Source organism: Streptosporangium sp. NPDC048047 (genome assembly GCF_040653115.1).
GTDB lineage: Bacteria > Actinomycetota > Actinomycetes > Streptosporangiales > Streptosporangiaceae > Streptosporangium.
Genome location: NZ_JBEZNH010000006.1, coordinates 226,294 through 250,360 on the forward strand (window position 1 = coordinate 226,294; position 24,067 = coordinate 250,360).

19 protein-coding genes are annotated in these 24,067 nt (G+C 74.0%); 6 read left to right on the top strand and 13 right to left on the bottom strand.

Features of this window, described 5'->3' with window-relative positions:
• The first annotated feature begins 38 nt into the window (after nt 1-38).
• Complete coding sequence (locus tag AB0D67_RS08040; protein ID WP_362931187.1) at nt 39-2,033, top strand: glycosyltransferase family 2 protein; 1,995 nt, start codon at nt 39-41, stop codon at nt 2,031-2,033.
• Between the two features lie 96 nt (nt 2,034-2,129).
• Here the strand turns inward: AB0D67_RS08040 and AB0D67_RS08045 are convergent, their stop codons facing one another.
• The 13 genes from AB0D67_RS08045 to AB0D67_RS08105 form a co-directional block, all read right to left on the bottom strand.
• The gene (locus AB0D67_RS08045) at nt 2,130-3,494 is read right to left on the bottom strand and encodes a tannase/feruloyl esterase family alpha/beta hydrolase (RefSeq protein ID WP_362931189.1); all 1,365 of its coding nucleotides are present in this window, start codon (nt 3,492-3,494) and stop codon (nt 2,130-2,132) included.
• A gap of 3 nt (nt 3,495-3,497) precedes the next feature.
• Nucleotides 3,498-4,517: an alpha/beta hydrolase gene (locus AB0D67_RS08050; RefSeq protein ID WP_362931191.1), complete on the bottom strand. Its 1,020-nt coding sequence runs from the start codon at nt 4,515-4,517 to the stop codon at nt 3,498-3,500.
• 21 nt (nt 4,518-4,538) lie between these two features.
• A complete protein-coding gene (locus AB0D67_RS08055) occupies nt 4,539-5,873 on the bottom strand; it encodes an MFS transporter (protein WP_362931193.1) in 1,335 nt (444 codons plus the stop codon).
• A 284-nt stretch (nt 5,874-6,157) separates the two neighbouring features.
• Complete coding sequence (locus AB0D67_RS08060) at nt 6,158-8,092, bottom strand: helix-turn-helix domain-containing protein (protein ID WP_362931194.1); 1,935 nt, start codon at nt 8,090-8,092, stop codon at nt 6,158-6,160.
• Between the two features lie 205 nt (nt 8,093-8,297).
• Entirely contained in the window at nt 8,298-9,041 is a 744-nt protein-coding gene (locus AB0D67_RS08065; RefSeq protein WP_362931242.1) for a 3-hydroxybutyrate dehydrogenase, read from the bottom strand.
• A gap of 297 nt (nt 9,042-9,338) precedes the next feature.
• Nucleotides 9,339-9,725, bottom strand: a complete 387-nt coding sequence (locus AB0D67_RS08070; RefSeq protein WP_362931196.1) for a tautomerase family protein — start codon at nt 9,723-9,725, stop codon at nt 9,339-9,341.
• 226 nt (nt 9,726-9,951) lie between these two features.
• Entirely contained in the window at nt 9,952-11,343 is a 1,392-nt protein-coding gene (locus AB0D67_RS08075) for a class II fumarate hydratase (protein WP_362931198.1), read from the bottom strand.
• A 148-nt stretch (nt 11,344-11,491) separates the two neighbouring features.
• Complete coding sequence (locus AB0D67_RS08080; RefSeq protein ID WP_362931200.1) at nt 11,492-11,905, bottom strand: VOC family protein; 414 nt, start codon at nt 11,903-11,905, stop codon at nt 11,492-11,494.
• A 168-nt stretch (nt 11,906-12,073) separates the two neighbouring features.
• Nucleotides 12,074-13,810, bottom strand: a complete 1,737-nt coding sequence (locus tag AB0D67_RS08085; RefSeq protein ID WP_362931202.1) for a serine/threonine-protein kinase — start codon at nt 13,808-13,810, stop codon at nt 12,074-12,076.
• Nucleotides 13,811-13,845: 35 nt separating this feature from the next.
• Entirely contained in the window at nt 13,846-15,009 is a 1,164-nt protein-coding gene (locus AB0D67_RS08090; protein ID WP_362931204.1) for a serine/threonine-protein kinase, read from the bottom strand.
• Nucleotides 15,010-15,246: 237 nt separating this feature from the next.
• Nucleotides 15,247-15,675 (bottom strand): TIGR03668 family PPOX class F420-dependent oxidoreductase, encoded by a 429-nt coding sequence (locus AB0D67_RS08095; RefSeq protein WP_362931206.1) that lies wholly within the window; start codon nt 15,673-15,675, stop codon nt 15,247-15,249.
• 29 nt (nt 15,676-15,704) lie between these two features.
• A complete protein-coding gene (locus AB0D67_RS08100) occupies nt 15,705-17,357 on the bottom strand; it encodes a fumarate hydratase (RefSeq protein ID WP_362931208.1) in 1,653 nt (550 codons plus the stop codon).
• A gap of 316 nt (nt 17,358-17,673) precedes the next feature.
• The gene (locus AB0D67_RS08105; RefSeq protein ID WP_362931210.1) at nt 17,674-18,864 is read right to left on the bottom strand and encodes a DMT family transporter; all 1,191 of its coding nucleotides are present in this window, start codon (nt 18,862-18,864) and stop codon (nt 17,674-17,676) included.
• 67 nt (nt 18,865-18,931) lie between these two features.
• On the opposite strand from AB0D67_RS08105, the gene AB0D67_RS08110 reads away from it, so the two are divergent.
• The 5 genes from AB0D67_RS08110 to AB0D67_RS08130 form a co-directional block, all read left to right on the top strand.
• Complete coding sequence (locus AB0D67_RS08110) at nt 18,932-20,443, top strand: PLP-dependent aminotransferase family protein (protein ID WP_362931212.1); 1,512 nt, start codon at nt 18,932-18,934, stop codon at nt 20,441-20,443.
• Nucleotides 20,444-20,593: 150 nt separating this feature from the next.
• Nucleotides 20,594-21,595 (top strand): TIM barrel protein, encoded by a 1,002-nt coding sequence (locus AB0D67_RS08115; RefSeq protein ID WP_362931214.1) that lies wholly within the window; start codon nt 20,594-20,596, stop codon nt 21,593-21,595.
• Nucleotides 21,592-21,900 (top strand): hypothetical protein, encoded by a 309-nt coding sequence (locus tag AB0D67_RS08120; RefSeq protein ID WP_362931216.1) that lies wholly within the window; start codon nt 21,592-21,594, stop codon nt 21,898-21,900. The genes AB0D67_RS08115 and AB0D67_RS08120 overlap by 4 nt, the downstream gene beginning before the upstream one ends.
• The gene (gene iolB, locus AB0D67_RS08125) at nt 21,897-22,715 is read left to right on the top strand and encodes a 5-deoxy-glucuronate isomerase (protein ID WP_362931218.1); all 819 of its coding nucleotides are present in this window, start codon (nt 21,897-21,899) and stop codon (nt 22,713-22,715) included. The genes AB0D67_RS08120 and iolB overlap by 4 nt, the downstream gene beginning before the upstream one ends.
• Nucleotides 22,715-24,067, top strand: a 1,353-nt coding sequence (locus AB0D67_RS08130) for a thiamine pyrophosphate-binding protein (RefSeq protein ID WP_362931220.1), incomplete at its 3' end; no start/stop codon positions are given. The genes iolB and AB0D67_RS08130, both read left to right, overlap by 1 nt.

The window sequence follows — 24,067 nt, forward strand, 5'->3', positions numbered from 1 at the left end:
GACCGCCTCCATGCCATGGGCGACGCACCCTGGGGCTCATGGATGTGAAGGTCAGCGTGGTGGTGCCGGTGCGAGACCCCGGCACCGCGGCAGACGCCTGTGTCCGCTCGCTCCTGGAACAGTCGATGGCCCCGGAGGAGTACGAGGTCGTCTTCGCCGACGCCGGACCGGGTGACGGGATCCGGCGGCGCCTTGAGACGCTGTCGGCGGCGCGGCCGAACGTCCGGGTGATCCACCTGGAGGAGACCGGCTCGCCGATGCGGGGCCGCAACAGCGGCATGGCCGTCGCCCAGGGCGAGTACGTCTACCTCATGGAGCAGACCGACCGGCTGGAGCGGACCGCGCTGGAGCGGATGTACCGGCGGGCCGTGCAGACCGACGCCGACGTCCTCCTCGGACGGCTGGCATCCGGCCGGACGCCGCCCTCCTCGGTGTTCGAGGCCGACCGCGACCGCGCCGACGTCCTCAAGGACCGGCTGCTGTCGGCGCTGACCCCGCACAAGCTCTACCGCCGGGCGTTCCTGGACGCCGAGGCGCTCTGCTTCCCCGACCCCGGCGGGCGCCTGGCCGAGGAGGCCTTCGTGCTCCGCGCCTACCTGCGGGCCAAGGTCGTCGCGGTCATGGCCGACGAGGTCTGCTGCCACGTCGCCGAACGCCCCGAACCGCCGGGCGACCCGTACGTGCAGGGGGCGGAGCTGCGCGAGCTGCTCGACGTCATCGACGCCGAGCTGCCGCCGGGACGGCGGCGCGACCGGATGTACGCGCACTGGCTGCGGGCCTCGGTGCTGCGCCGGCTCGGCGGCAACCGGTTCGTCACCGCCTCCGCCCGGGAGCGGGCGGCCGCCTTCACCACGCTGCGCGAGCTCGTCATCCAGCGCTTCCCGCCGCACCTCGACCGCTACCTGCCCGTCCACCTGAGGGTCCGCGCGGCCCTGCTGCGCGCCGGCCGCCTCGACCGGCTCCTCGCGCTGGCCGAGGCCATGCGCGGCGCCCATCTGCGGGCCGACCTGAGGGAGGCCGGCTGGCGGGACGGCGCGTTCGAGATGACGCTCACCGTCGAGATCATGCGGGCCGGCGGTGAGCCGATGCGGTTCGTCCCGTACGGGGAGACCGGCCTGCTGTGGGATCCCCCGGTGCCGCTGGACGTCCACCTCCCCCCGGAGCTGGTGGACGTCACCCGGGCCGTCTCGCAGGCCAGGGTCGAGGTCTACGTCAGGCACCCCGGCAGCGGGCTCGTCCACGCCCTGCCGGTGACGTCGTCGCTGACCCGCTGCCGGCACCGCAACGGGATCAGGCTCCAGGCCGGGGCGACCGCCCGGCTGGAGGTGGACACCGCGGCCCTGGGCCGTCCGCTGCCGGCCGGCTCATGGGAGGTCCACGTGCGCATGCACGGCGGGGCGCACCGGGCCCGCGCCCGGGTGGCCGGCGCCCCGGACGGCTGCGTCGGCGAGCTGGCCGGCGGCTCCCGGCGGCTGGTCGTCCCCTGGTGGTCGGAGGAGGGGGAGCTGAGCGTCTGCGTGGAGCCCCGCTCGTTCTCCGAGTCGATCGTCCTGGTATCGACGGGCACGACGGTCATCCGCGACCGGGGGCAGGTCTTCGTCGTCGTGCCGGTGCCGTACGTGCCGCCGAGCGGGGGGCCGCCCGCCGAGCTGGCGCTGCGCCGGGCGGCCCGCCCGGACCAGGAGGTGTGCGTGCCCGCGCTCATCGAGCCGGGCGTTCCGGGACGCCACGCGGGGCGGCTGGTGGCCAGGGTCCCGACCCGGCTCGCCGCTCAGGAGGGGTTCCTGTGCCCGGGGGAGTGGCTGCCGTTCCTGCGGCTGGACGGAGGGGAGACGGCCCTGCGCTTCCGGGTGCGGATGGGCCGCACCGGCCGGGTGGAGGCCGGCGGCGCGGACGGCACGGACGGCACGGAGGGCCGGGACGCGGCCGGACCCCGGCGCCCGCCGGTCCGTCGCGCGGTCCTGCGGGTTCCCGGGGTCCGGGGCGCCGTCCGGCTGGCCCGGACGGTGCGGCGGCACTACCTGCCGAGCTGACGGCCGTCGGCGAGACCGTTGCTCCGCGGACCGCCGGCGAGGCGGGCGCCCGGCGGGGCCGCGCCGCCCGGGTGACCCGGGCGGCGCCGCGGGACGCTACCCGTCGAGCCGGCAGCCGTTGACGAGGTCACCGCTCTCCGGGCGCGGCAGGGTCGCGCTCGGCGGGGGAGCCTGACCCTTCTCCACCCAGCCCGCGAGGGCGTCGAAGGCGGTGCGGAAGCACGGCAGCATCGGCCTGAGCTTGTCGGGGAAGCTCGCGTACAGGCCGTCGGTGTGGGTGCCGTCGGTGATCCGGTAGTAGCGGAACGGCCGGTCGCCGACCATCTTCGCGTAGACGTCCCCGGTGCGGGAGATCGGCAGCAGCGTGTCCAGCGTGCCCTGGAGGGTGATCAGGGGCTTGCCGATCCGCCCGGTCAGCTCGATCTTCCTCACCGCCGGCGCGACCTGCTTCCTGCGGGCCGCGTAGTCGTAGTCGGCGTCGCAGGCCGGCGTGCCCGAGGCGCAGTACGGCGTGCCCGCCTCGGCGTCGCCGTCATAGCCCGGGTCGAGCTCCTCACGGTAGAGCCGCTGGGTGAGGTCCCAGTACACCTGGTGGTGGAAGGGCCACAGGAACTCCGACCCCTTGGCGTAACCGGCGTCGTACATCGCCTGGGCGTCACCCGCGGGGTAGGCCCGCAGCGCCGGCGGCAGGAAGGTCAGGAGGTTGTCGTCCTGCGTCCACAGGGTGCCCTCCCAGTCCACCCCGCCGTCGTAGAGCCACGGCCGGTTCTCCAGCTGCCAGCGGACGAGGTAGCCGCCGTTGGAGATGCCCGCGGCGTAGGTGCGGCGGGGGAGCCTGCCGTACCGCTGCGCGACGACGGCCTTGGCGGCGACCGCCACCTGCGTGACCCGGGTGTTCCACTCGGCGAGCGCGTCGCCGGGCTGCCTGCCGTCCTTGTAGAACTCGACGCCGGTGTTGCCCTTGTCCGTCGCCGCGTAGGCGTAGCCCTTCGCCAGCGCCCAGTCGGAGATGACGAAGTCGTTGGCGTACTGCTCGCGGTTGCCGGGGGTGCCCGCGACGACCAGCCCGCCGTTCCAGTCGTCGGGCAGCCGGATCACGAACTGCGAGTCGTGGTTCCAGCCGTGGTTGGTGTTGGTGGTGGAGGTGTCGGGGAAGTAGCCGTCGATCTGGACGCCGGGCACGCCGGACGGGCTGGTCGCCCCGGCCGGGTGCAGGCCCGACCAGTCGGCGGGGTCGGTGTGCCCGGAGGCGACCGTTCCGGTGGTGGTGAGGTCGTCCAGGCAGGACTTCTCCTGGTGCTCGGCGCCCACGACCGTCAGTGGTTTCATCGGCCCGCAGTGCCGGCCGGAGGCGCCGGCCGTCTCGGCGGTGGCGGCCGGGGCGGACGCCAGGGCGGCGGCGGTGAGGAGCGCCGCGCCCGCGGCGAGCGCGGCGGGCCGTCGGCGGCGGGATGTCGTCATATGTCAGCTCCGCTTCAGGTGGTCGGTGAGGGCGGCGCGGAACTCCTCGGGCCGCTCGACGTGCGGGCTGTGCCCGCAGTCGAGGACGACCTCGGTGAAGTTCCCGTACCGCCGCAGCACGGTCCTCGTCTGGGTCACCATCGGCTGGGCCGGGGTGCCGGGGGACCCGGGGACGATTCCGAGGGCGCCCAGGTGGGCGAGGTCGAGCATCGAGGTGTCGGAGACGATCACGTCGGAGTCGCCCCTGACCCACAGGACCGGCGGCTTGGGATCGACGGCGTCCAGGTCGTCCAGCCGCAGGTAGGTGGGGGCCATGGTGTTGAGCACCCCGCGGGGACCGGGTGCGGTGCCGGGCCAGGCGTCCGAGGGGACCGCGTCGCCCGGGTAGTTGTCCTCGCCGACCCTCGTGGTGAGCATCGAGGAGACGTAGACGTCCTCGTCCTCGGGAGCCAGGACCGTGCCGGGCTTGACGTACGTGGCGCGCAGCACGCTCCGCGGCGACAGGGGCGAGTCGGCCGACCGGTCGCCGGCGGCCAGCAGCCGCACGAACTCCGGGTTGGCCGCGCCCGCGCCGCCGCCCGCCCCGTCGGGGTGGTTCAGCGTGCCGTCCGGCCCGTGCGTGCCGCCGAAGCCGTACGGCGAGACCGGGTTGACCAGCGTCACGCTCCGCACGGCCGACGGCCGGTCGCGCAGCGCCTGCAGCACGACCCCGCCGCCCATGCTCCACCCCACCAGGTGCACGTCCGGCAGGTCGAGGGCGTCGAGGAGCGCGAGGACGTCGTCGGAGAAGTCCCGCAGGCCGCGGGTGGCGTCGACCGGCGCCGGGTCGCTCCCGCCGAAGCCGCGCAGGTCCACCGCGAGCGGCCGGTAACCGCCGGGCAGGGCGAGCATCGTCTCCCGCCAGAAGACGGAGCTCGACACGTTGCCGTGGACGAACAGCACCGGCTCGCCCCCGGCCACCCCGGAGGTCAGGACGTTCTGGGCGATCCGGGCGGTGGGCACCCGCCGGTTCTCAAGATGCATCGGACGCTCTCCGGTACGGGCTCAGCGGACGGTCGGGGCGGAGGCGGCGTCACCTTCGGCGCGCACGGTGGCCAGGTCGCGGTCCTTGGTCTCCCGGGCGACGAAGACGGTGATCAGGGTGACCACGGCGGCGATCAGCACGTAGATCATGATCGGCACGGCGGAGCCGTACTGCTGCAGCAGGGCCACCGCGATCAGCGGGGCGATGCCGCCCGCGACGATCGAGGCGAGCTGCGCGCCGACCGACACGCCCGAGTAACGCATCCGGGTGGCGAACAGCTCGGAGAAGAACGCGGCCTGCGGGCCGTACATCGCGCCGTGCAGGATCAGGCCGACCGTGACCGCCAGGGTGACCGCGAAGAAGTTCTTCGTGTCGATCAGCGGGAAGAAGGCGAAGGCCCACACGCCCACCCCGGCCGCGCCGATCAGGTAGACCGGGCGACGGCCGAGCCGGTCGGACAGCGCGCCCCACATCGGGATCGAGAAGAAGTGGATGGCCGAGCCGATCAGCACCGCGTTGAGCACCGTGGGCTTGTCCAGCTTCGCCGCCTCGGTGGCGTACACCAGCACGAACGCGGTGATCACGTAGTAGGAGACGTTCTCCGCGAAGCGGGCGCCGATCGCGATGAGGACGTCGCGCCAGTGGTAGCGGAACACGTCGGCCATGGGCGTGCGCTTGACGGGCTTGTGCTCGGCGTTGGCGACCGCCTGCTGGAAGATCGGCGACTCGCTGATGGACAGGCGGATCCACAGGCCGATCAGCACCAGGACACCGGAGAGCAGGAACGGGATGCGCCAGCCCCAGCTGTTGAACGCCTCGTCGCTCTGGAACGCGGCCAGCAGCGCGAGCACCGCGGTGGCCAGCAGGTTGCCGCCGGGGGCGCCGGACTGCGGCCAGGAGGCCCAGAACCCGCGCCGCTTCGGGTCGCCGTGCTCGGAGACGATGAGCACCGCGCCGCCCCACTCGCCGCCGAGGGCGAAGCCCTGGACCAGCCGCAGGGCGGTCAGCAGCACCGGGGCCGCGGCGCCGACCGTCGCGTAGGTCGGCAGGCAGCCGATCAGGAAGGTCGCGGCCCCCATCAGCAGCAGGCTGATGACCAGGAGCTTCTTGCGGCCGAGGAGGTCGCCGTAGTGGCCGAAGACGAGCGCGCCGAGCGGGCGGGCCACGAAGCCGACGGCGTAGGTCAGGAACGCCAGCAGGGTGCCGGTGAGCGGGTCGGACTTGGGGAAGAAGAGGGCGGGGAAGACCAGCGCGGCGGCGGATCCGTACAGAAAGTAGTCGTACCACTCGATCGTCGTGCCGATCAGGCTGGCGGCGACGATCTTGCCGATAGGGGTTCGGGTTTTTTCTGTCATCTCACTCACCAAGGGGTTGCGCTGTTGGGGGGATGTCGGCTCACGGTACGTAGTGACCGGCATCACTCCTATGGGTGCGGTCCCCATAGCCGGAGGAGAGGGTATGTGGGCGCCCGAGATCACGACACCTGACGGGACGGGCGGTAAGGGGGCTTACCCGATTGTGACCTATGTGCCCGGGACGGCGGACCCGGGCGGTGCGGGCCGGGTCGGCGGGCGGCCGCGGGTCCGACCGGTCGCCGGGCAGCGGGAAGGGGCCGCGAGGAACGGGAAGGGGCCGCGGGTCAGTTGCTGAGGCGGTGGAGGCGCAGGGCGAGCTGGATCTCCAGCGCCCGGTCGGGGTCCTGCCAGCCCGCGCCGAGGAGCCGGCCGATCCGGTCCAGCCGCTGGGTGACGGTGTTGACGTGGATGTGCAGGGCCTCTGCGGTGCGCGACAGCGAGCCCCCGGAGGCGAAGTAGGCGGTGAGCGTGCGCTCCAGGGCGGTCCCCCGGCGCGCGTCGTAGGTGAGCACCGGGCCGAGCGTCGAGGTCAGGAACGCCTCGATGTCGTGCCCGTCACCGACGAGCAGCCCGACGAAGCCCAGCTCGGCGGCGCTCGCGCCGTCCCCCGTCCGGCCCAGCGCGAGCAGCGCGTCGGCGCAGCGCTGCGCCTCGCCGTGGGCGGCGGCGATCGGCTCCGAGCCGCGCACCGGGCCTGCGGCGCCCGCCGTGGCAGGGCGGCCGAGGGACGCGCTCAGCTCGGACGCCACCTGTCTGGCCAGGGGGCCGGGCCGGTCGCCGGGCAGCAGCAGAACCACCTCGTCGCCCCGCAGGGCGGCCAGGCCGCCCTTCAGCATGGCCTGGGAGGAGGCCCAGAACGCGGCGCGCTCGCGCCCCCCGCCGTGGCGGACCACGATCACCACGTGGTCGGCGTTCAGGTCGACCCCGACCCGCCGGGCCCGCTGCGCCAGGCCGTCCAGGCCGGGCCGGGAGATCAGGTCGTCCAGCAGCTCGCCCCTGACCCGGCCCTCGGCCTCGGCGGCGGTGCGCCGTGACAGCAGGAGCAGCGCGGTGACCAGCGCGGCCCGCTCCAGGATGCGCTGGTCGGTGTCGGCCACCGGGTCCTCGTGCCGCAGCACCAGCGTGCACAGCGGCTCGCCGCCGACGTCCATCGAGGCGACCAGCAGGTTGCCCTTGCGGACCGTACGGCCCAGCGCCCGCGACGATCGCGCGGCCTCGCCGATGGCCTCCGCGGTGGTCCCGGCCGCCCGCCCGCCGCGCGCCGGGCCCTTCCCGGACCCGCCCGTCCCCTGATCGGGCGCGTCCTCGCCCGGGTCCAGCGCGCCGACGTCCCCGGTGATCGCCTGCCCGGTCTCGTCCAGGACGACCAGCGAGCCGCCGAGCACCTCGGTGACCACGGCGGCGACGTCCCGGACCCCGCCGCCGCGCAACACCAGCCCGGCCATCCGGTCGTGCGCCAGCGCGGCCCGCTCCACCGCCTCGCCGTGCGCCTTGGCCTGCCGGCTGGCCTCGCTGAGCTCCTCCAGGGCGTTCCGGGTCTCCTGCAGCAGCCGGGCGTTGTCGATGGCCACCGCCGCGTGCGCGGCCAGTGAGCCGAGCAGCACCACCTCGTCCTGGGTGAACGGCCGCACGCTCCGGTTGGAGGCGAACAGCACGCCGATGACCCGCGCGCCCAGCTTCAGCGGCACGCCGAGGATGGCCACCAGGCCCTCGTCGTGGACGGCCTCGTCGATGTGCGCCTTGTGGTTGAACCGCTCGTCGGAGAAGTAGTCGGCCGTCGCGTACGGCGTGGCGGTCTGGGCGACCAGCCCGCCCAGACCGGCGCCCATGGCCAGCCGCACGTTGCGGAACTTCGCCGACACCGAGCCGTCGGTCACCCGCATCCGGGTGTCGCCCCGCTCGGGGTCGATCAGTGTCATGTAGGCGACGTCGGTGCCCAGGAGCTGCCGGGCCCGGCGCACGATCGCCTCCAGCACGGCGTCGAGGTCGCGCAGTCCCGCCAGGTCGCTCGCCGTGTCGAACAGGGCGGCCAGCTCCGCCTCCCGCCGGGCCCGGCGCCACAGCTGTGCCCGCACCTTCAGCGCGGTGAGCTTGGCGTCCTCCAGTTCGGCGAGCGTGGCCGCGTCCACCCCGGCGGCGCGGGCGGCCAGGATGGGCCCCTCGAACTCGACCGACGACGCTTCCCTGGCCAGCAGTTCGAGGTAGATCCCTACGTTCATACCCTCCATTGTCGTGGCGCTTCCTATCTATCCCGATCTGCCCCGGTATCGCTCACCGCCGAGTGCGGGGAGCGATCCACCGGGTGCGGGGAGTGGCCCGCCGGGTGCGGGGAGCGGCCCGCCGGGTGCGGGGAGCGGCCCGCCGGCCGTCCCCGCGCCGCGGGCGCGCGGTGGTGCCCGGCCCGCGTCCCGCACGGGCCGGGGGTCAGTGGGCGGTCCAGCCGCCGTCGACGGGCAGGGACACCCCGGTGAGGAACGAACCGTGCGGGCCGCAGAGGTAGGCGACCAGCTCGGCCACCTCCTCCGGCTCGATCAGCCGCTTGATCGCGGCAGGGGCCAGCATGATCTTCTCGATCACCTCGTCCCTGCCGATCCCGTGCGTCTCGGCCTGGGCGTCGACCTGCTTCTCGACCAGCGGCGTGCGGACGTAGGCGGGACACACGCAGGTGGAGGTGACCCCGTGCGGGGCGCCCTCCAGGGCGATGACCTTCGACAGGCCCTCCAGCGCGTGCTTGGCCGTGACGTACGCCGCCTTGTACGGCGAGGCCCGCAGCCCGTGGATCGAGGAGATGTTGACGATCCGGCCCCAGCCGCGCTCGTACATCCCCGGCAGGACCGACCTGACCAGCAGGAAGGGGGCCTCGACCATGACCTTCATGATCTTGGAGAAGACCTCCGGCGGGAAGTCCTCGATCGGCGCGACGTGCTGGAATCCCGCGTTGTTGACCACGATGTCCGTGCCCGGAGGGAGGGCGTCGGTGAAGTCCGGCGTCGACAGGTCCGCGACCACCGGCGTGCCGGACACCTCCGTGGCCACCTTCGCGGCGGCCTCCGCGTCCATGTCGACCACCACCACGTGCGCCCCGGCGGCGGCCAGGCGGTGCGCGCAGGCACGCCCGATCCCGCTGCCCGCCCCGGTCACCACGGCCCGGCGTCCTGTCAGGTCCATCATGCCGCCGAATGTATGCAATCGGCCGAACACCGGCCCATGTACGCGGTCGCCATAGTCCCATGGTCGGCTATGTGTGCGTCGCGGGTCCCCCGGGGTGCCGGGCGGTCCACCCGCCCGGCCGGGGCGGGCGGCGCGGGACGGCCGCCGGCGGTCCACCCGTCCGGCCGGAGGCGTAGGGCGGCCGCCGGGTGGCTCGCCTCCCTGTCCGGGACGGCCCCCGGCGGTTCGCCTGCCCGTCCGGGACGGCCGTCGGGCGGTGGCCGGCGGATCGGTGTCGCGACCGCCGCCCGGTCCTCAGACGGTGACCGGGTAGGTCAGCGCCAGCTCGTCGCCCGGCAGGCCCCGGATGCCCCAGTTGACCTGCGGCGCCTCCAGGAGCACGATCTCCAGGTCCTCGGACGGCAGGCCGAGGTCCTCCCGCGCCCTGGCGAACAGGGTGCGGATCAGGTCGCGCTTGGCCTGCGGGGAGCGGCCCTCGAAGCAGATGATCTCCACGATGAGATACCGCTCGCTCCGCTGCGGACAGACCATGTCCTCGGCGTCCAGCAGCAGGAACCGGTGGAACCGCTTTTCCGCGGGGAGCTTCCACGCCTCCGTCAGGCAGCCGTGGACGGTGTCGGAGAGCTCCCGGCGCCGGTCGGCCCAGACGTCGCGGCGGCCGTAGAACTTGACCTGTGCCATGGTTCGATTCTCCTGCGGGGAGGCCCCGGACATCCGTCCGGGGCGGAATCGGGGACACCGAGTCTTCCATCTCTTTCACGTCTTCCATGGCGGCTCCCGGATGGTGCGACGGTCGGGCCGTACCCGGGGATCCGGGCGCGGGACGTCCGCCGCCGCGTCGCCGTCCGCTCCGCCCATGACCCTCAGGAGCCCCCGCGCCTCCCCGGTCTCCGGCGGGGGAGCCGCGTCAGGACGGTCGCCGGGTCATGGACAGCACGTCCAGCAGGTCGTCGAGCTGTTCCTCGGTGACGGCGCCAGAGGCGACGTGGCCGCGCTCGACGACGACCTCGCGGATCGTCCTGCGTTCGGCGAGGGCCTGCTTGGCGATCTTCGCCGCCTCCTCGTAGCCGACGTACCGGTTGAGGGGCGTGACGATCGACGGGGACGACTCGGCGTACTCGCGCATCCGGTCGGCGTTGGCCGTGACGCCCTGGACGCACCGGTCGGCCAGCAGCCGGGAGACGTTGGCGATCAGCCGGATGGACTCCATGATGTTGCGGGCGATGACCGGCAGCATCACGTTGAGCTCGAAGTTGCCCGAGGCCCCGGCGAACGCGATCGCCGCGTCGTTTCCGATGACCTGGGCGGCGACCATGTGCGTTGCCTCGGGGATCACCGGGTTGACCTTGCCCGGCATGATCGACGATCCCGGCTGGAGGTCGGGCAGGTCGATCTCGCCGAGGCCGGCCCTGGGGCCCGAACCCATCCACCGCAGGTCGTTGGCGATCTTGTTGAGCGAGACGGCGACCGTGCGGAGCTGGCCGGAGAGCTCCACGATCGCGTCCCGCGCGCCCTGGGCCTCGAAGTGGTCGGGAGCCTCGGAGAACGGCAGCCCGGTGGCCTCCCGGAGCTTCTCGATGACCTTGGGCGCGAAGCCGGGCGGGGTGTTGATCCCGGTGCCGACGGCCGTGCCGCCCAGCGGGAGCTGCACCAGGTGCGGGATGGCCGAGCGCACCCGGGCGACGGCGTTGTCGATCTGGGTGGCGTACCCGCCGAACTCCTGGCCGAGGGTGACCGGCGTGGCGTCCATCAGATGGGTGCGGCCGGACTTGACCACGCCCTCGAACTCCAGCGACTTGCTCCGCAGCGCGGTGGCCAGGTGCCGCAGTGAGGGGATCAGGTGGTAGGTCACCTCGGTCGCGGCGGCGACGTGGATGGAGGTGGGGAAGACGTCGTTGGACGACTGCGAGGCGTTGACGTGGTCGTTGGGATGGACCGGTCGGCCCAGCCGCTCCTCGGCCAGGGTGGCGATCACCTCGTTGGCGTTCATGTTGGAGGAGGTGCCGGAGCCCGTCTGGAAGACGTCGATCGGGAACTCGGAGTCCCATTCGTTCTCGGCGACGTCGGTGGCCGCCTCGGCGATCGCCTGCGCCAGGTCCTTCTCCAGGACCCCGAGTTCGGCGTTGACCTCGGCGGCGATCGCCTTGATCAGGCCGAGGGCGGCGATGTGCGGGCTCTCCAGCCCCCGCCCGGATATCGGGAAGTTCTCCACCGCCCGCTGTGTCTGCGCCCGCCACTTCGCGTCCGCCGGAACCTGTACCTCGCCCATCGAGTCGTGCTCGATCCGGTATTCGGTCATGGGTCCAGTCTGCGTCCTGCCGGATAAAGCCGTAATTCAGCATCGTCCGGACGAACCACCCCGGCTTCGGATCGGCCGCCGCCGACCGCCCGTGCGTGCGGCGCCGGCCGTCCGTGCGGCGGCGCCGACCCCCGTCGGCGCCGCCGCGTCAGCCCTTCGGCTGCTGGAAGCGGATCATGTTGCCCGCCGGGTCACGGAAGGCGCAGTCGCGGACGCCGTACGGCTGGTCGATCGGCTCCTGGACGACCTCGGCGCCGGACGCGCGGATCTCCTCGAAGACGGCGTCGCAGTCCGGGGTGGCGAAGACGACGGCGCGCAGCAGGCCCCTGGCGAGCAGGTCGCCCAGCGCGGCGACGTCCTTCGGGTCGGCGTTCGGGTCGGCCTCAAGGGTCTCCAGGACGACGTTGACGTCCGGCTGCGACGGCGGGCCCATGGTCAGCCAGCGCGCCTTCCCGTACGCGACGTCGTTGCGGACCTCCAGGCCGAGCGCGTCCCGGTAGAAGGTGAGCGCCTTCTCGGCGTCGTCGACGGTGATGTAGCAGTAGTGCAGGGTGAGTTCCATGCCGATCACGCTATGGCCGGCGACCCCTCCGGGACTTCTCGATTCCTGACCGGTTCGGCGGGACACCGGTCGCCGGGTGTCCGTGAAGGCGGTGCTTGGCGCGGCCAGCCGGATGCCCCCGAAGGCGGTCCCCGGCGCGAGCCGCCGGATGCCCGTGAAGGTGGGGCGTCAGGCGAAGGCGGCCACCGCCATGATGATGATCACGATCAGCGCGACGGCGGCGATCCCCAGGAGGGCGATCAGGCCGACGCGGGTCCGGGGCGGTGTGGTGTTCTGCACGCCCTTGCCGCCCTGCCCGGCGATCGCGAACAGGTCGGTGCCCAGCCCGTGGGAGCGGAGCTGGTCGCCGGTGAGCCGGGCCCCGGGGGCGGCTCCGGGCCCCCGCGTGTGGTCCCAGGGCGCTCCGGGCCCGCCGGGGTCGCCGTGCGCCCCGACGGGGGGCAGCATGCGGGTGTCCGCGGCGCCCTCGTTCGCCGGTCCCGGCGCCGCCGGGGCACGGGGTGGGAAAGCCTGTGCCGAAGACGGCCCCCGGGCCGGAGGCGCGATCCCGGGCCCACCGGGTGGCCGGTCATGGGAGCCGGGCGCCTGGTCGCGGGCGGGACCGGGAGCCTGGTCGCGGGCGGGCAGGCGGAGGCCCCCCTGCGGGCGGGCGACCACCATGGTCCGGTCGGCGTCGAACTCCCCGTCCGCACCGGGAGGCGTGCCCGCCGGGCCCCGCGGCGCGGGGGACGCGCCGCCGGGTGCGGAGGGGGCGGACGGCGCGGCACCGGACGCGGCGGGCCGGGAGGCCGGGAGGCCGTACGGCGGCGTGGCCGGGCGCCCGGTCTTCGGCGCGGCGGTCCCGGGCGGCCGTGGAGGCTCCGTTGACTGCGGTGACTGCGGTGACTGCGAGGGCCGCGGCGGCTGCGGGGCCGGATGCGGGCTCGGCTCCGGGGCCCGGAAAGCGGTGGGCTGGGGAACCGGGGAGGCGGAGGGGTGCGGCGCGGGCGGCGCGGAGGGGACGGGCCGTGCCGCGAACGTGCCGGTGGAGGGGATCTCGTCCGGCGAGGCGGGATGCCCGGCGCCCGGGGCCGCCGGGCCCGCGGGGGCGTCGGCCACGGCGCGGAGCATCGCCATCGCCCTGCCCGGTTCGGGCCGCGCACGGAAGTCACGCTCCAGGAGCCGCTCCAGCACGGGCCGCAGCGGCCCGGCCAGCACCGGCGGATCGACCCGGTCGGTCATCAGGGCGGCCAGGGTCTCCGACACCGAGGACCGCTCGTAGGCGGGCCTGCCCTCCACCGCGAAGTACAGCGTGGCGCCCAGGGACCACAGGTCGGACTCCGGACCGGTGTACTCACCGCGTGCCCGCTCCGGCGGGGTGTATCCCGGCGAGCCGATGACCATGCCGGTGCTGGTGAGGCTGTCGTCCCCCTCGGCCTTGGCGATGCCGAAGTCGGTGAGCACGACCCGGCCGCTCTCGGTGAGCAGCACGTTGCCGGGCTTGACGTCGCGGTGCAGCACCCCCTGGGCGTGGGCGGCGCGCAGCGCCCCGAGGAGGTCGACGCCGATCTCGGCGACGAGCCTGGGCGGCAGCGGCCCCTCCTCCTCGATCACCTGCTCCAGGGAGCGGGCGTGCACCAGCTCCATGATGATCCAGGGGCTGTCACCCTCGATGATCGCGTCATGGACGGTGGCCACCGAGGGGTGGCCGATGCGGGCGGCCGTACGGCCCTCGCGGATCATGCGCTCCCGGAGCTCGGCGCGCTGGGCGTCGCTGAGACCGCGCTCCTGCCGGATCTCCTTGATCGCGACTTCGCGCCCGAGGGAACGGTCGTAGGCCCGCCACACCGTGCCCATCGTGCCCCGGCCGATCGGAGCGATCAGCTCGTAGCGGTTCGCGAGCAGGCGCCTCTGCTGTTCCGGCATGAGAAGAAGATAGCGATTATTGGTTGTAGATCGCTTTACCCGCGCTTGCGAAGCTTTTTCGGCCAGAGGAGACGCGGCAGCATCAGCCTGATCATCGGCGTCAGGATCGGCCCGAACGGCTGCGGGGCGGGAAGCCGCTCCATCGGCTTGCGGTGCACGCCCTCGGCCGGACGCCGGTGGCCCCGCAGCGGCCCCATCGGCGTCGGCGTCGGGGTCGGCGTGGCGGGGGCCTGGAACGGGCCCGGCGGCGGTACGAACGACGGGGGAGCGCTCTGCGGGCCGACCCGGTGCAGCCCGCGGTGCTGCGGGCGGCGGTTGAACGACGGCACCGTGATCGTCGTGCCGTTCCGCAGCGGGCGGGGGATCGGCTCCTCCACCACCCCGCCGGCCGCCACCCGGGCGAGCAGCAGCGAGGCGCGGACCGCGTCGAGCCGGGTCGCCGGATCGATGGCGAGCAGGCCGCGCAGCACCGGGGTCAGCGGCCCGGCCTTCTCCATCGGGATCGGCTCGCCGCTGGTGAGCGCGGCCAGCGCGGCGGCGGCCGTACGGCGTCCGTGCAGGCCGCGTCCCTCGACGGCGGTGTAGAGGGTCGCGCCGAGCGACCACAGGTCGGCGGCCGGGCTGGCCTTGGCGCCCAGGACGCGCTCGGGGGAGATGTATCCGGCCGAGCCGAGCACCATGCCCGCCTGGGTGATCGGCACGTCCCCCTCCAGCGCGGCCAGGCCGAAGTCGGTGAGCACCGCCCGCTCGGGCGTCACCAGGACGTTGCTGGGCTTGACGTCGCGGTGCAGGATGCCCTTGGCGTGCACGGCGCGCAGCGCGCCGAGGACCTGCCGCCCGATCTCGGCGACCTGGCGGGGCGGGAGCGGGCCGTGATCCTGAAGGAGCTGCTCCAGTGACCTGGCGCGGAGCAGCTCCATCACGATCCAGGGGCGCTCGTCCTCCGTCACCACGTCGTAGACGGTGATCACCGACGGGTGGGCGACCATCGCGGTGGCCCGCCCCTCGCGCTCGGTCCTGGTGCACAGCTCGGCCCGGAGGTCCTCGTCGAGGACCAGGGGCAGCCGCACCTCCTTGACCGCCACCTCCCGGTCGAGCCATTCGTCGTGCGCACGCCAGACGGTGCCCATGCCGCCGCGCCCGACCGGCTCCGCCAGCCGGTAGCGCGCTGCGAGAAGGTATCCGGAGGGCGCACGCATGATTGGCAGCTTACCGATTTGCGTATTGAGACCTGTAGACACCGGGCCGAAACTTCTTGCGATCTTCTGTCAGATTTTCGTACTCGTCATGGTCGATGAACACTCGGTGACCTCCGCCGCCCGTCCGGCTTCCTGGTTTCCCGTGTATTCAGACGCGCGTTCCGGCTTTACGGGTGACGGCCATACCCGGCGCGCATGACGCCGGGCCGCGGCCGCCGCCTTCCGGGGGCGGGGCGCTCAGGACGGCCCCGCGCCCGCCGCGTAGGACCACCCCGACCAGCGGTCCACCTCGACGACCACCACGGGCCCCTCCGGCGGGCGGTCGCGGTACGGCGGGTAGCGCGCGGCGAGCCGGGCGAGCGCCCGCTCCCGCTCGGCGCCCTCGCCGGCGATCCGGGCCCGCCCGTCGGCGCGCGCCCACCACAGCCGCGACCAGTCGTCGTCGTAGTGGTCCGCCAGCAGGCACACCCGGTCGTTGGCCGCGATGTTGCGCAGCCGGCGCAGGTCCGTGGTGCGCTTGGGCTTGTGGTCGACGGCGAACGCGATCACGTCGCCGTCGACCTCGAAGGTGACCGGCACGAGGTGGGGCGTGCCGCGGGCGTCGGCGGTGGCGAGCCGGACGACCCTGGCCGCCCGGAACCTCTCCCTGGCCTCGTCGGCGTCCATCGGCGGTCTCGGGTGGCGGCCGGCGGCGGTCAGCGGCGGCCGATGGACAGGACGGGGCCGGTCGTGTCGGCGAAGAAGTCGTCTCCCCTGTCGTTCACCACGATGAACGCGGGGAAGTCCTCGACCTCGATCCGCCAGACCGCCTCCATCCCCAGCTCGGGGTACTCCAGCACCTCGACCTTCCTGATGCAGTCCTGGGCGAGGCGGGCGGCCGGGCCGCCGATGGAGCCGAGGTAGAAGCCGCCGTGGGCCTTGCAGGCGTCGGTGACCTGCTTGGAGCGGTTGCCCTTGGCGAGCATGATCATGGAGCCGCCGGCGGCCTGGAAGCGCTCGACGTAGGAGTCCATCCGGCCGGCCGTGGTGGGTCCGAAGGAGCCGGAGGCGTAGCCCTCGGGGGTCTTGGCGGGGCCGGCGTAGTAGACCGCGTGGTCCTTCATGTACTGCGGCATCTCGCCGCCGTCGTCGAGGAGCTCGGCGATCTTGGCGTGCGCGATGTCGCGGGCCACGACCAGGGGGCCGGTCAGCGACAGGCGGGTCTTGACCGGGTACCTGCTCAGCTCGGCGAGGATCTCCGGCATCGGGCGGTTGAGGTCGATGCTCACCACGTCGTCGGAGAGCTGCTCGTCGGTGGTGTCCGGCAGGAACCGCGCGGGGTCGGTCTCCAGCTGCTCCAGGAAGATCCCCTCGGGGGTGATCTTGGCCAGGGCCTGGCGGTCGGCGCTGCAGGAGACCGCGATGGCGACCGGGCAGGAGGCGCCGTGGCGGGGGAGGCGGATGACGCGGACGTCGTGGCAGAAGTACTTGCCGCCGAACTGCGCGCCGATGCCCAGCTTCTGGGTCAGCTCGAAGACCTTGGCCTCCAGGTCGAGGTCGCGGAAGCCGTGGCCGCTGGGGGAGCCCTCGGTGGGGACGGTGTCGAGGTAGCGGGCGCTGGCGTACTTGGCCGTCTTCAGCGCGAACTCCGCGGAGGTGCCGCCGACGACGATCGCCAGGTGGTACGGCGGGCACGCGGCCGTGCCGAGGGAGCGGATCTTCTCCTCCAGGAAGGCGAGCATCCGCTTCTCGTTGAGGACGGCCTTGGTCTCCTGGTACAGGAACGACTTGTTGGCGCTGCCGCCGCCCTTGGCCATGAACAGCAGCTTGTACTCGTCGGGGTGGCCGTGCGGGTCCTCGGCGTACAGCTCGATCTGGGCGGGGAGGTTGGAGCCGGTGTTCTTCTCCTCCCACATGGTCAGGGGGGCCATCTGGGAGTAGCGCAGGTTCAGCCGGGTGTAGGCGTCGTACACGCCGCGTGAGACGTGCTCGGCGTCGGCGCCGTCGGTGAGCACGTGGCGGCCGCGCTTGCCCATCACGATCGCGGTGCCGGTGTCCTGGCACATCGGCAGCACCCCGCCGGCCGAGATCGAGGCGTTCTTCAGCAGGTCGAGGGCGACGAAGCGGTCGTTCCCGCTGGACTCCGGATCGTCGATGATCTTTCGGAGCTGGGCGAGGTGGGACGACCGCAGGTAGTGGGAGATGTCGTGGATCGCGGTCTCGGTCAGCAGTCGCAGCGCCTCGGGGTCGACCTCCAGGAACCTGCGGCCCGCGGCCTCGACCACGCGCACCCCGTCGGTGCCGATCAGCCGGTACGGGGTCTCGTCCGGTCCCAGGGGGAGCAGGTCGGTGTAGTCGAACTCGGGCATCGTCTTTGATCCTCCGTGCCGCGTGGCTGCTTCCGGTGCCCCTAGAGGGTAAGCCCTCGTGCCGGGCGCTCCACCCGGGTGGGCGGACGGCACGAAAGGAAATAAGTCGTTTAATGAACCATTAGCGGCTTATGACGTCTCTTGTCCTTATATGTCCGAAAAAACGAGAGAAGCTAAGAGATGAGGCCGGGTCAGGGACCCGGTGGAAAGCCGAGGGCCGTCATGACTACCGGAAACATCGTTATGCTCGCGATCGTCGCTCTCATCGTCGTCGCCGGCCTCGCCGTGTCGCTGATCGCCATCACGCTCCGGAACATCAGGGAAGACGGCGGGCGGACGCCTCAGTGGCCGGTGAGCTGGCCGGAGCCTCCCTCGGAGCTGCCGCAGCAGCGGGTGAAGCTGCCCCACCAGCGGCGGGCGAGCCTGCCGCGGGCGAAGAGCCGCCAGCCCCACTGAGCGCCCCGCCGTACGGCTCGACCGCGGGGCCGCGCGGAGGGCCGGCCGGGACGTCGCGCGGGGAGGCGACGGGAGACCGGCGCGGTCCGCCGAGCCCGATCGCGATCCCGGCGACCACCAGCGCCGCCCCGGCCAGATCGGGGAGCGTGGGCGCGCCCAGGCCCAGCACGGTGCCCGCGACGATGGCGCCGACCGGCATCATCCCGGCGAACAGCCCGGCGGTCCCGGGCCCGAGACGAGGCAGCGCGCCGTACCAGAGGAGGAACGCGACGGTGGTCACGAGCACCGCCTGGTACGCGAGACCCGCTGCCTCCGCCGCGGACGGCACGCGCAGCATCGCCGTGCCGTCCGCGAGCCATCCGGCGGCGGCCAGCAGCGGCACGGCCAGCGCCGACGAGTAGGCCGACACCCGCACCGCCCCGAACCGGGGCAGCAGCGGTACGGCCAGCAGCGTGAAGGACACCTCGCAGCCCAGCGCCGCCAGCGACCACAGCAGGGCGGGGAGGTCGCCGCTGCCCAGCCCGGTGGCGAGGACGGCCCCCGCGGCCACCACCGTGGCCGCCCCGGCCGTCCGCGGCGACGGACGCCCGCTGATCAGGGCCATGACGATCGGGGACATGCCGAGGACGGTCCCGGCCAGCGCCGGCCCGCCGTGCCGGGCGGCCTCGCTCAGGCACACGTTGAAGGCGGCCAGCCCGAACAGTGCCAGCGCCACCAGCAGGGCCGCCTCCCGGGGGCGGGGCCGGAGGAACCGCAGGCCGGACGCGCGGGCGACGGCGAACAGCAGCACGGCGGCCACCAGGTAACGCAGCGCCTGGCCGCCGTAGACCGGGTAACCGCCGATCGCCTCGGACACCCCGGCCAGGGTGCCGACCATGAACATCCCCGTGGCGGCCTGCACCGGGCCGCGCATCTCCCGGCGTCCCCGGCCGACCGGCCCTCCCCGGGACGCCGTACGGCCTCCCGCCGGGCCCCCGGCGCCGTCTCCGGCCCCGTCTCCTGATCCTCCCCGGCGGGCCGCGCGGCCGGTGAAGGTGACATCCGCTTTCACGCGGTGAATGCTATGGAGCCAATGGTCCCCGCGAAGGGTCCAATGAAGCGGTAAGAATGAGGACCAATTGGCCGATCTGCACCTCACCATCGACCGTGCGGCGGGCGGGATCACCGGCCAGATCGCCCGCGAACTGCGCGAGGCCGTACGGCGGGGCCGGCTCGCCCCGGGAGAGCGGCTCCCGGCCAGCCGCGAACTGGCCAGGGATCTCGGGTTGTCGCGCGGCGTGGTCGTGGAGGCATACGAGCAACTCGTCGCGGAGGGGTTCCTGGTCTCCCGGGTCGGCGTGGGCACCAGCGTGGCCCCGGCGGCGGGCCGGGCGGGCGACGAGGAGGCCCGCGACCTTCCTGCGCCGGCCGCGGAACCGTACTACGGTTCCCGTTCCACCATTCCCGACCTGGGCTCCTTCCCCCGGGAACGGTGGCTCGCCGCGCTCAGGCGGACGCTCGCCACGCTGCCCGCCGACGCGCTGGACTACGGCGACCCCGGCGGCGTCCCGGAACTGCGCGAGGAGCTGGCCGCCTACCTGGGACGGGTCCGTGCGGCCGACGTCCGCCCGGAGAACCTGATGATCGTGGGCGGGGTGGCCCAGGGGCTGAGCCTCACGGTCCGGGCCCTGGCCGGACCGCCGCCCGACGGCAGGGCCGGGCGTGACCTGGCCTGGTTCACCGACCGCGCCGCGCGCCCCGAGCCGCCCCCGGGCCGGATCCGGCTGGCCGTCGAGGACCCGGCCAGCCTGCGGCAGCTCCCTCTGCTGCACACCGCAGGGGCCGACCTGGTCACGGTGCCGGTGGACGAGGAGGGCGTCGACGTCCGCGCCCTGGCCGCCACCGGCGCGCGGGCGGTGCTGCTCACCCCCGCCCACCAGTACCCCACCGGTGTGGTGCTCTCCCCCCGCCGCCGCGCCGAGCTGATCGAGTGGGCCGCGGGGACGGGGGCGACGATCCTGGAGGACGACTACGACGCGGAGCTCCGCTTCGACCGCGACCCGGTGGGCTGCCTGCAGGGGCTCGCCCCCGACCGGGTGGTCCTGGCCGGGAGTGTGAGCAAGTCGCTGGCACCGGGCCTGCGCCTCGGGTGGGTGGCGGCCCCTCCGGAGATCGCCGAGTCGATACGGCGGGCCCGCGGCGAGCTGGACCTCGGCTCGCCGGTCCTGGAGCAGTACGCGCTGGCGGACCTGATCCGTGACGGCGGCTACGACCGGCACCTGCGGAGGATGCGCCGGGAGTACCGCGTCCGGCGCGACGCCCTCACCCGGGCGCTGGCCGGGCACCTCCCCGAGGTCACGGTGCGCGGCGTCTCCGCGGGACTGCACCTGCTCGCCGAGCTGCCCGGCGACTGGGACGAGCGGCAGGCCGCCGAAGCCGCCGGGCGGTGCGGTCTCAGCGTCGAGCCGGTGGGCCCGATGCGGCGCGGGCCGGGGCCGCCCGCGCTGGTCATGGGGTTCGCCCGGCTACCGGCCCACCGCGCGGCCGAGGCGGTCCGGGCCTTCGCCCGCGAACTCCACGAGCCCCGCGGGACCCGGGCGGACCACCGGTCCGGTGCCGACGGATCATCGGTATGTCCTGACAAACCTTGACTGACCAGGATTCCTTGCCTAGAACGGGAGTTCCAGCGGCTTGTCCCACGGAGGCGTCATGCGCGGTGCTCTGCCGTACGTCAGCCGGCCCGGCGCGCTTCCCGCCGTGCCTCCGATCGCGCGTTCCCGGCGCGGAACGGCGGTGACCCCGTGAGGACGGCCGGAGCCCCCATCTCGTGGGGGGTGTGCGAGGTCCCGGGCTGGGGCCGCCAGCTCGACCGTTCCCGGGTGCTCGCCGAGATGCGGGACCTCGGCCTGACGGCCACGGAGCTCGGGCCCTACGGTTTCCTGCCCCTCTCGCCGACGCGCTGCCGCTCCATGCTGGAGGGGTACGGCCTGCGCGCCGTCGGCGGGTTCGTCCCCGTGATCCTGCACGAACCCCGCTACGACCCCCTCCCCGAGGTGCGCGCCGCCCTGCGGTCGTTCCGGGACGGCGACGTGGAGGTGCTCGTGCTCGCCGCGGCCGCGGACGAGGAGGGGTACGACAAAAGGCACGCCCCGGGCGCCCAGGGCCGCGACGCCAGGCACGTCCCGGACGCCCAGGGCTGGAAGACCCTGCTGGCCAACCTGAAGCGGATCATGAAGACCGCGGAGGAGTTCGGCCGTACGGTGGCCCTCCACCCGCACGTCGGGACCGTGGTGGAGAGTGCCGAGGAGGTGGAGCGCGTCCTCGACGGCAGCGCCGTGCCGCTCTGCCTGGACACCGGCCACCTGCTCGTCGGCGGCGCCGACCCCGCCGGGGTGGCCGCCCGGGCCGCCGGGCGGATCGCCCACGTGCACCTCAAGGACGTCGACGCCGGTCTCGCCGCGCGGGTCAGGGCGGGGGAGACGCCCTACGCCCGCGCGGTGCGGGAAGGGCTGTACCGGCCCTTGGGCCGGGGCGACGTGGACGTCGCGGGCGTCGTCACGGGCCTGGCCGCCGCCGGATACGACGGGTGGTACGTCCTGGAGCAGGACGTCGTCCTCGGTCAGGACGACGACGCCCCCCGGCGGCACATGGCGGAGAGCCTGGCCTACCTGCGCGGCCTCGACGGCGGGCCGGCCCCCGGCCCCGGCGGCGACGCGTCGCGCGGTGACGGGCACGGCGGTGGCGCGCCCCGCGGTGACGGCCCCGGGGACGGCGGGCCGGCCGCCGGGGAAGAAGGGCCGTGAGCGAGGCCGTGCGGGCCGCCACGCCGCCGATGCCGCTTTCGGGCGGCGATCCGGGGGAAACGCCCGAACGGGCCCGCACCGCCTGGCGCGCGGCGCTCCGGCCCCCCGGCGCGCGGGGGCTTGTGACCGGCCGCGCGTTGCTGTACCCCTCCGATGACGACGTGGCCGCGGCCGGGGACACGGCCGTGGGAATGCTGGAGGTTGCACCGATGAGCGAGCGACCCGACCGCGACACCCGATCCGGGCCCGCCCGGACGCCGCACGCCGGGCCCGCCGCCCAGGCGCCGGCCGGGGAGGCGCCATGACGTTCGTCCCGGCGGGCAGCACGGCGCGGTCCCCCTGGGCCCTGTGGATCACCCCGGAGACGGCGGGCTGGACCTACGCCGGCCTCCGCGTGCTCTGCCTGTCCGGCGAGAGCGTCGACTTCTCCACCGGCGACGAGGAGATGCTGGTCCTGCCGCTGTCGGGCTCGTGCGAGGTCCGCTGCGACGGGACGCGGCTCGTCCTGCACGGCCGTACCTCGGTCTTCTCCGAGATCAGCGACTTCGTCTACCTCCCCGTCGGCGCGAGCGTGCGGATCACCGGCTCGGGCCGTTTCGCGTTCCCCGCCGCCCGTGCGCGGCGCAGCTTCCCCGTCCGGTACGGCGCGGCCCGCGACGTGCCCGTCGAGGTGCGCGGGGCCGGGCAGGCCACCCGCCAGGTCAACAACCTCTGCGCGCCGGACGCCTTCGAGTGCGACAGGCTGGTCGCGGTGGAGGTGCTGACCCCGGGCGGCAACTGGTCGTCCTACCCGCCGCACAAGCACGACACCGCCTCGGCGTGCGAGGCGGTGCTGGAGGAGATCTACTACTTCGAGGGCGGGCCCGGCTACCAGCGGGTCTACGGCGGTCACGAGACGCTGGCGGAGGTGGCGGGCGGGGACGTGGTGCTCGTCCCGCGCGGCTACCACGGCCCGTCGATGGCCGCCCCCGGCTACGACCTGTACTACCTCAACGTGCTGGCCGGTCCCGCCGAGAAGCGGACCATGGCCTGCGCCGACGATCCCCGGCACGCCTGGGTCCGCTCCTCCTGGGCCGAGCAGACGATCGACCCGCGTGTCCCGATGGCCAAGGCGCCGTGATGAGCACCGTCCGGCTGACCGTGGCGCAGGCGCTGGTGCGGTTCCTCGCGAACCAGTGGTCCGAGCGCGACGGCGCCGAACAGCGGCTGATCGCCGGATGCATGGGCGTCTTCGGCCACGGCAACGTGGCCGGCGTCGGCCAGGCCCTGGCCGAGCGGGGCGCCGGCACCGGCGCCCGTGACGCGCTGCCGTACTACCCGGCCCGCAACGAGCAGGCCATGGTGCACACCGCGGCCGGGTTCGCCCGCACCCGCGACCGGCTGTCGACCCTGGCCTGCACGACCTCGATCGGGCCCGGCGCGACCAACATGGTCACCGGCGCGGCGCTGGCCACGATCAACCGGCTGCCGGTGCTGCTGCTGCCCGGGGACGTCTTCGCCACCCGCGCCGCCGGCACGCTGCTGCAGGAGCTGGAGGACCCCCGCTGCCCGGATGTGTCGGTCAACGACGCGCTGCGCCCGGTGTCGCGGTTCTTCGCCAGGATCGACCGGCCCGAGCAGCTGCCCGCGGCGCTCATGGCCGCGACGCGGACGCTGACCGACCCCGCCGAGACCGGCGCGGTCACCCTGGCCCTGCCCCAGGACGTGCAGGCCGAGGCGTACGACTGGCCCGAGGAGCTGTTCGCCCGCCGGGTGTGGCACGTGGCGCGGCCGGTGCCCGAACCGGCCGCGCTGGCGCGGGCGCTGGAGATGCTGCGCCGCTCCCGGCGGCCGCTCGTCGTCGCCGGCGGCGGCGTCGCGCACAGCGGGGCGTGGGCCGAGCTGGCCCTCCTGGCCGCCCGGCACGGGGTGCCGGTGGCCGAGACCCAGGCGGGCAAGGGCGCGCTGCCGTACGGGCACCCGTGCGCGGCCGGCGGGATCGGGCACACCGGCACCGCCGCGGCCAACACCCTGGCCCGCGAGGCCGACCTGGTCATCGGGGTGGGCACCCGCTACACCGACTTCACCACCGCCTCGCGCACCCTGTTCGGCCGGGCGGCCTTCCTCAACGTCAACGTCACCGCCTTCGACGCCGCCAAGCACGCCGGGGAGACGCTGGTGGCCGACGCCCGGGAGGCGCTGCGCGCGCTGGACCGCGGCGGCTGGGCCGCCGACCCCGACTGGACGGCACGGGCCGGACGGCTGATCCGCGCCTGGCGCGACCACGTCGCCGAGGTCACCTCGGGTGAGGAGCTGACCCAGCCGGTGGTGCTCGGCGTGCTCGGCGACGTGGTCCGCGCGGGCGACGTGGTGGTCAACGCCGCCGGATCGATGCCCGGTGACCTGCACAAGCTGTGGCGGGCCGCCGATCCGGGCTGCTACCACGTGGAGTACGGCTACTCCTGCATGGGATACGAGATCGCCGGCGGTCTG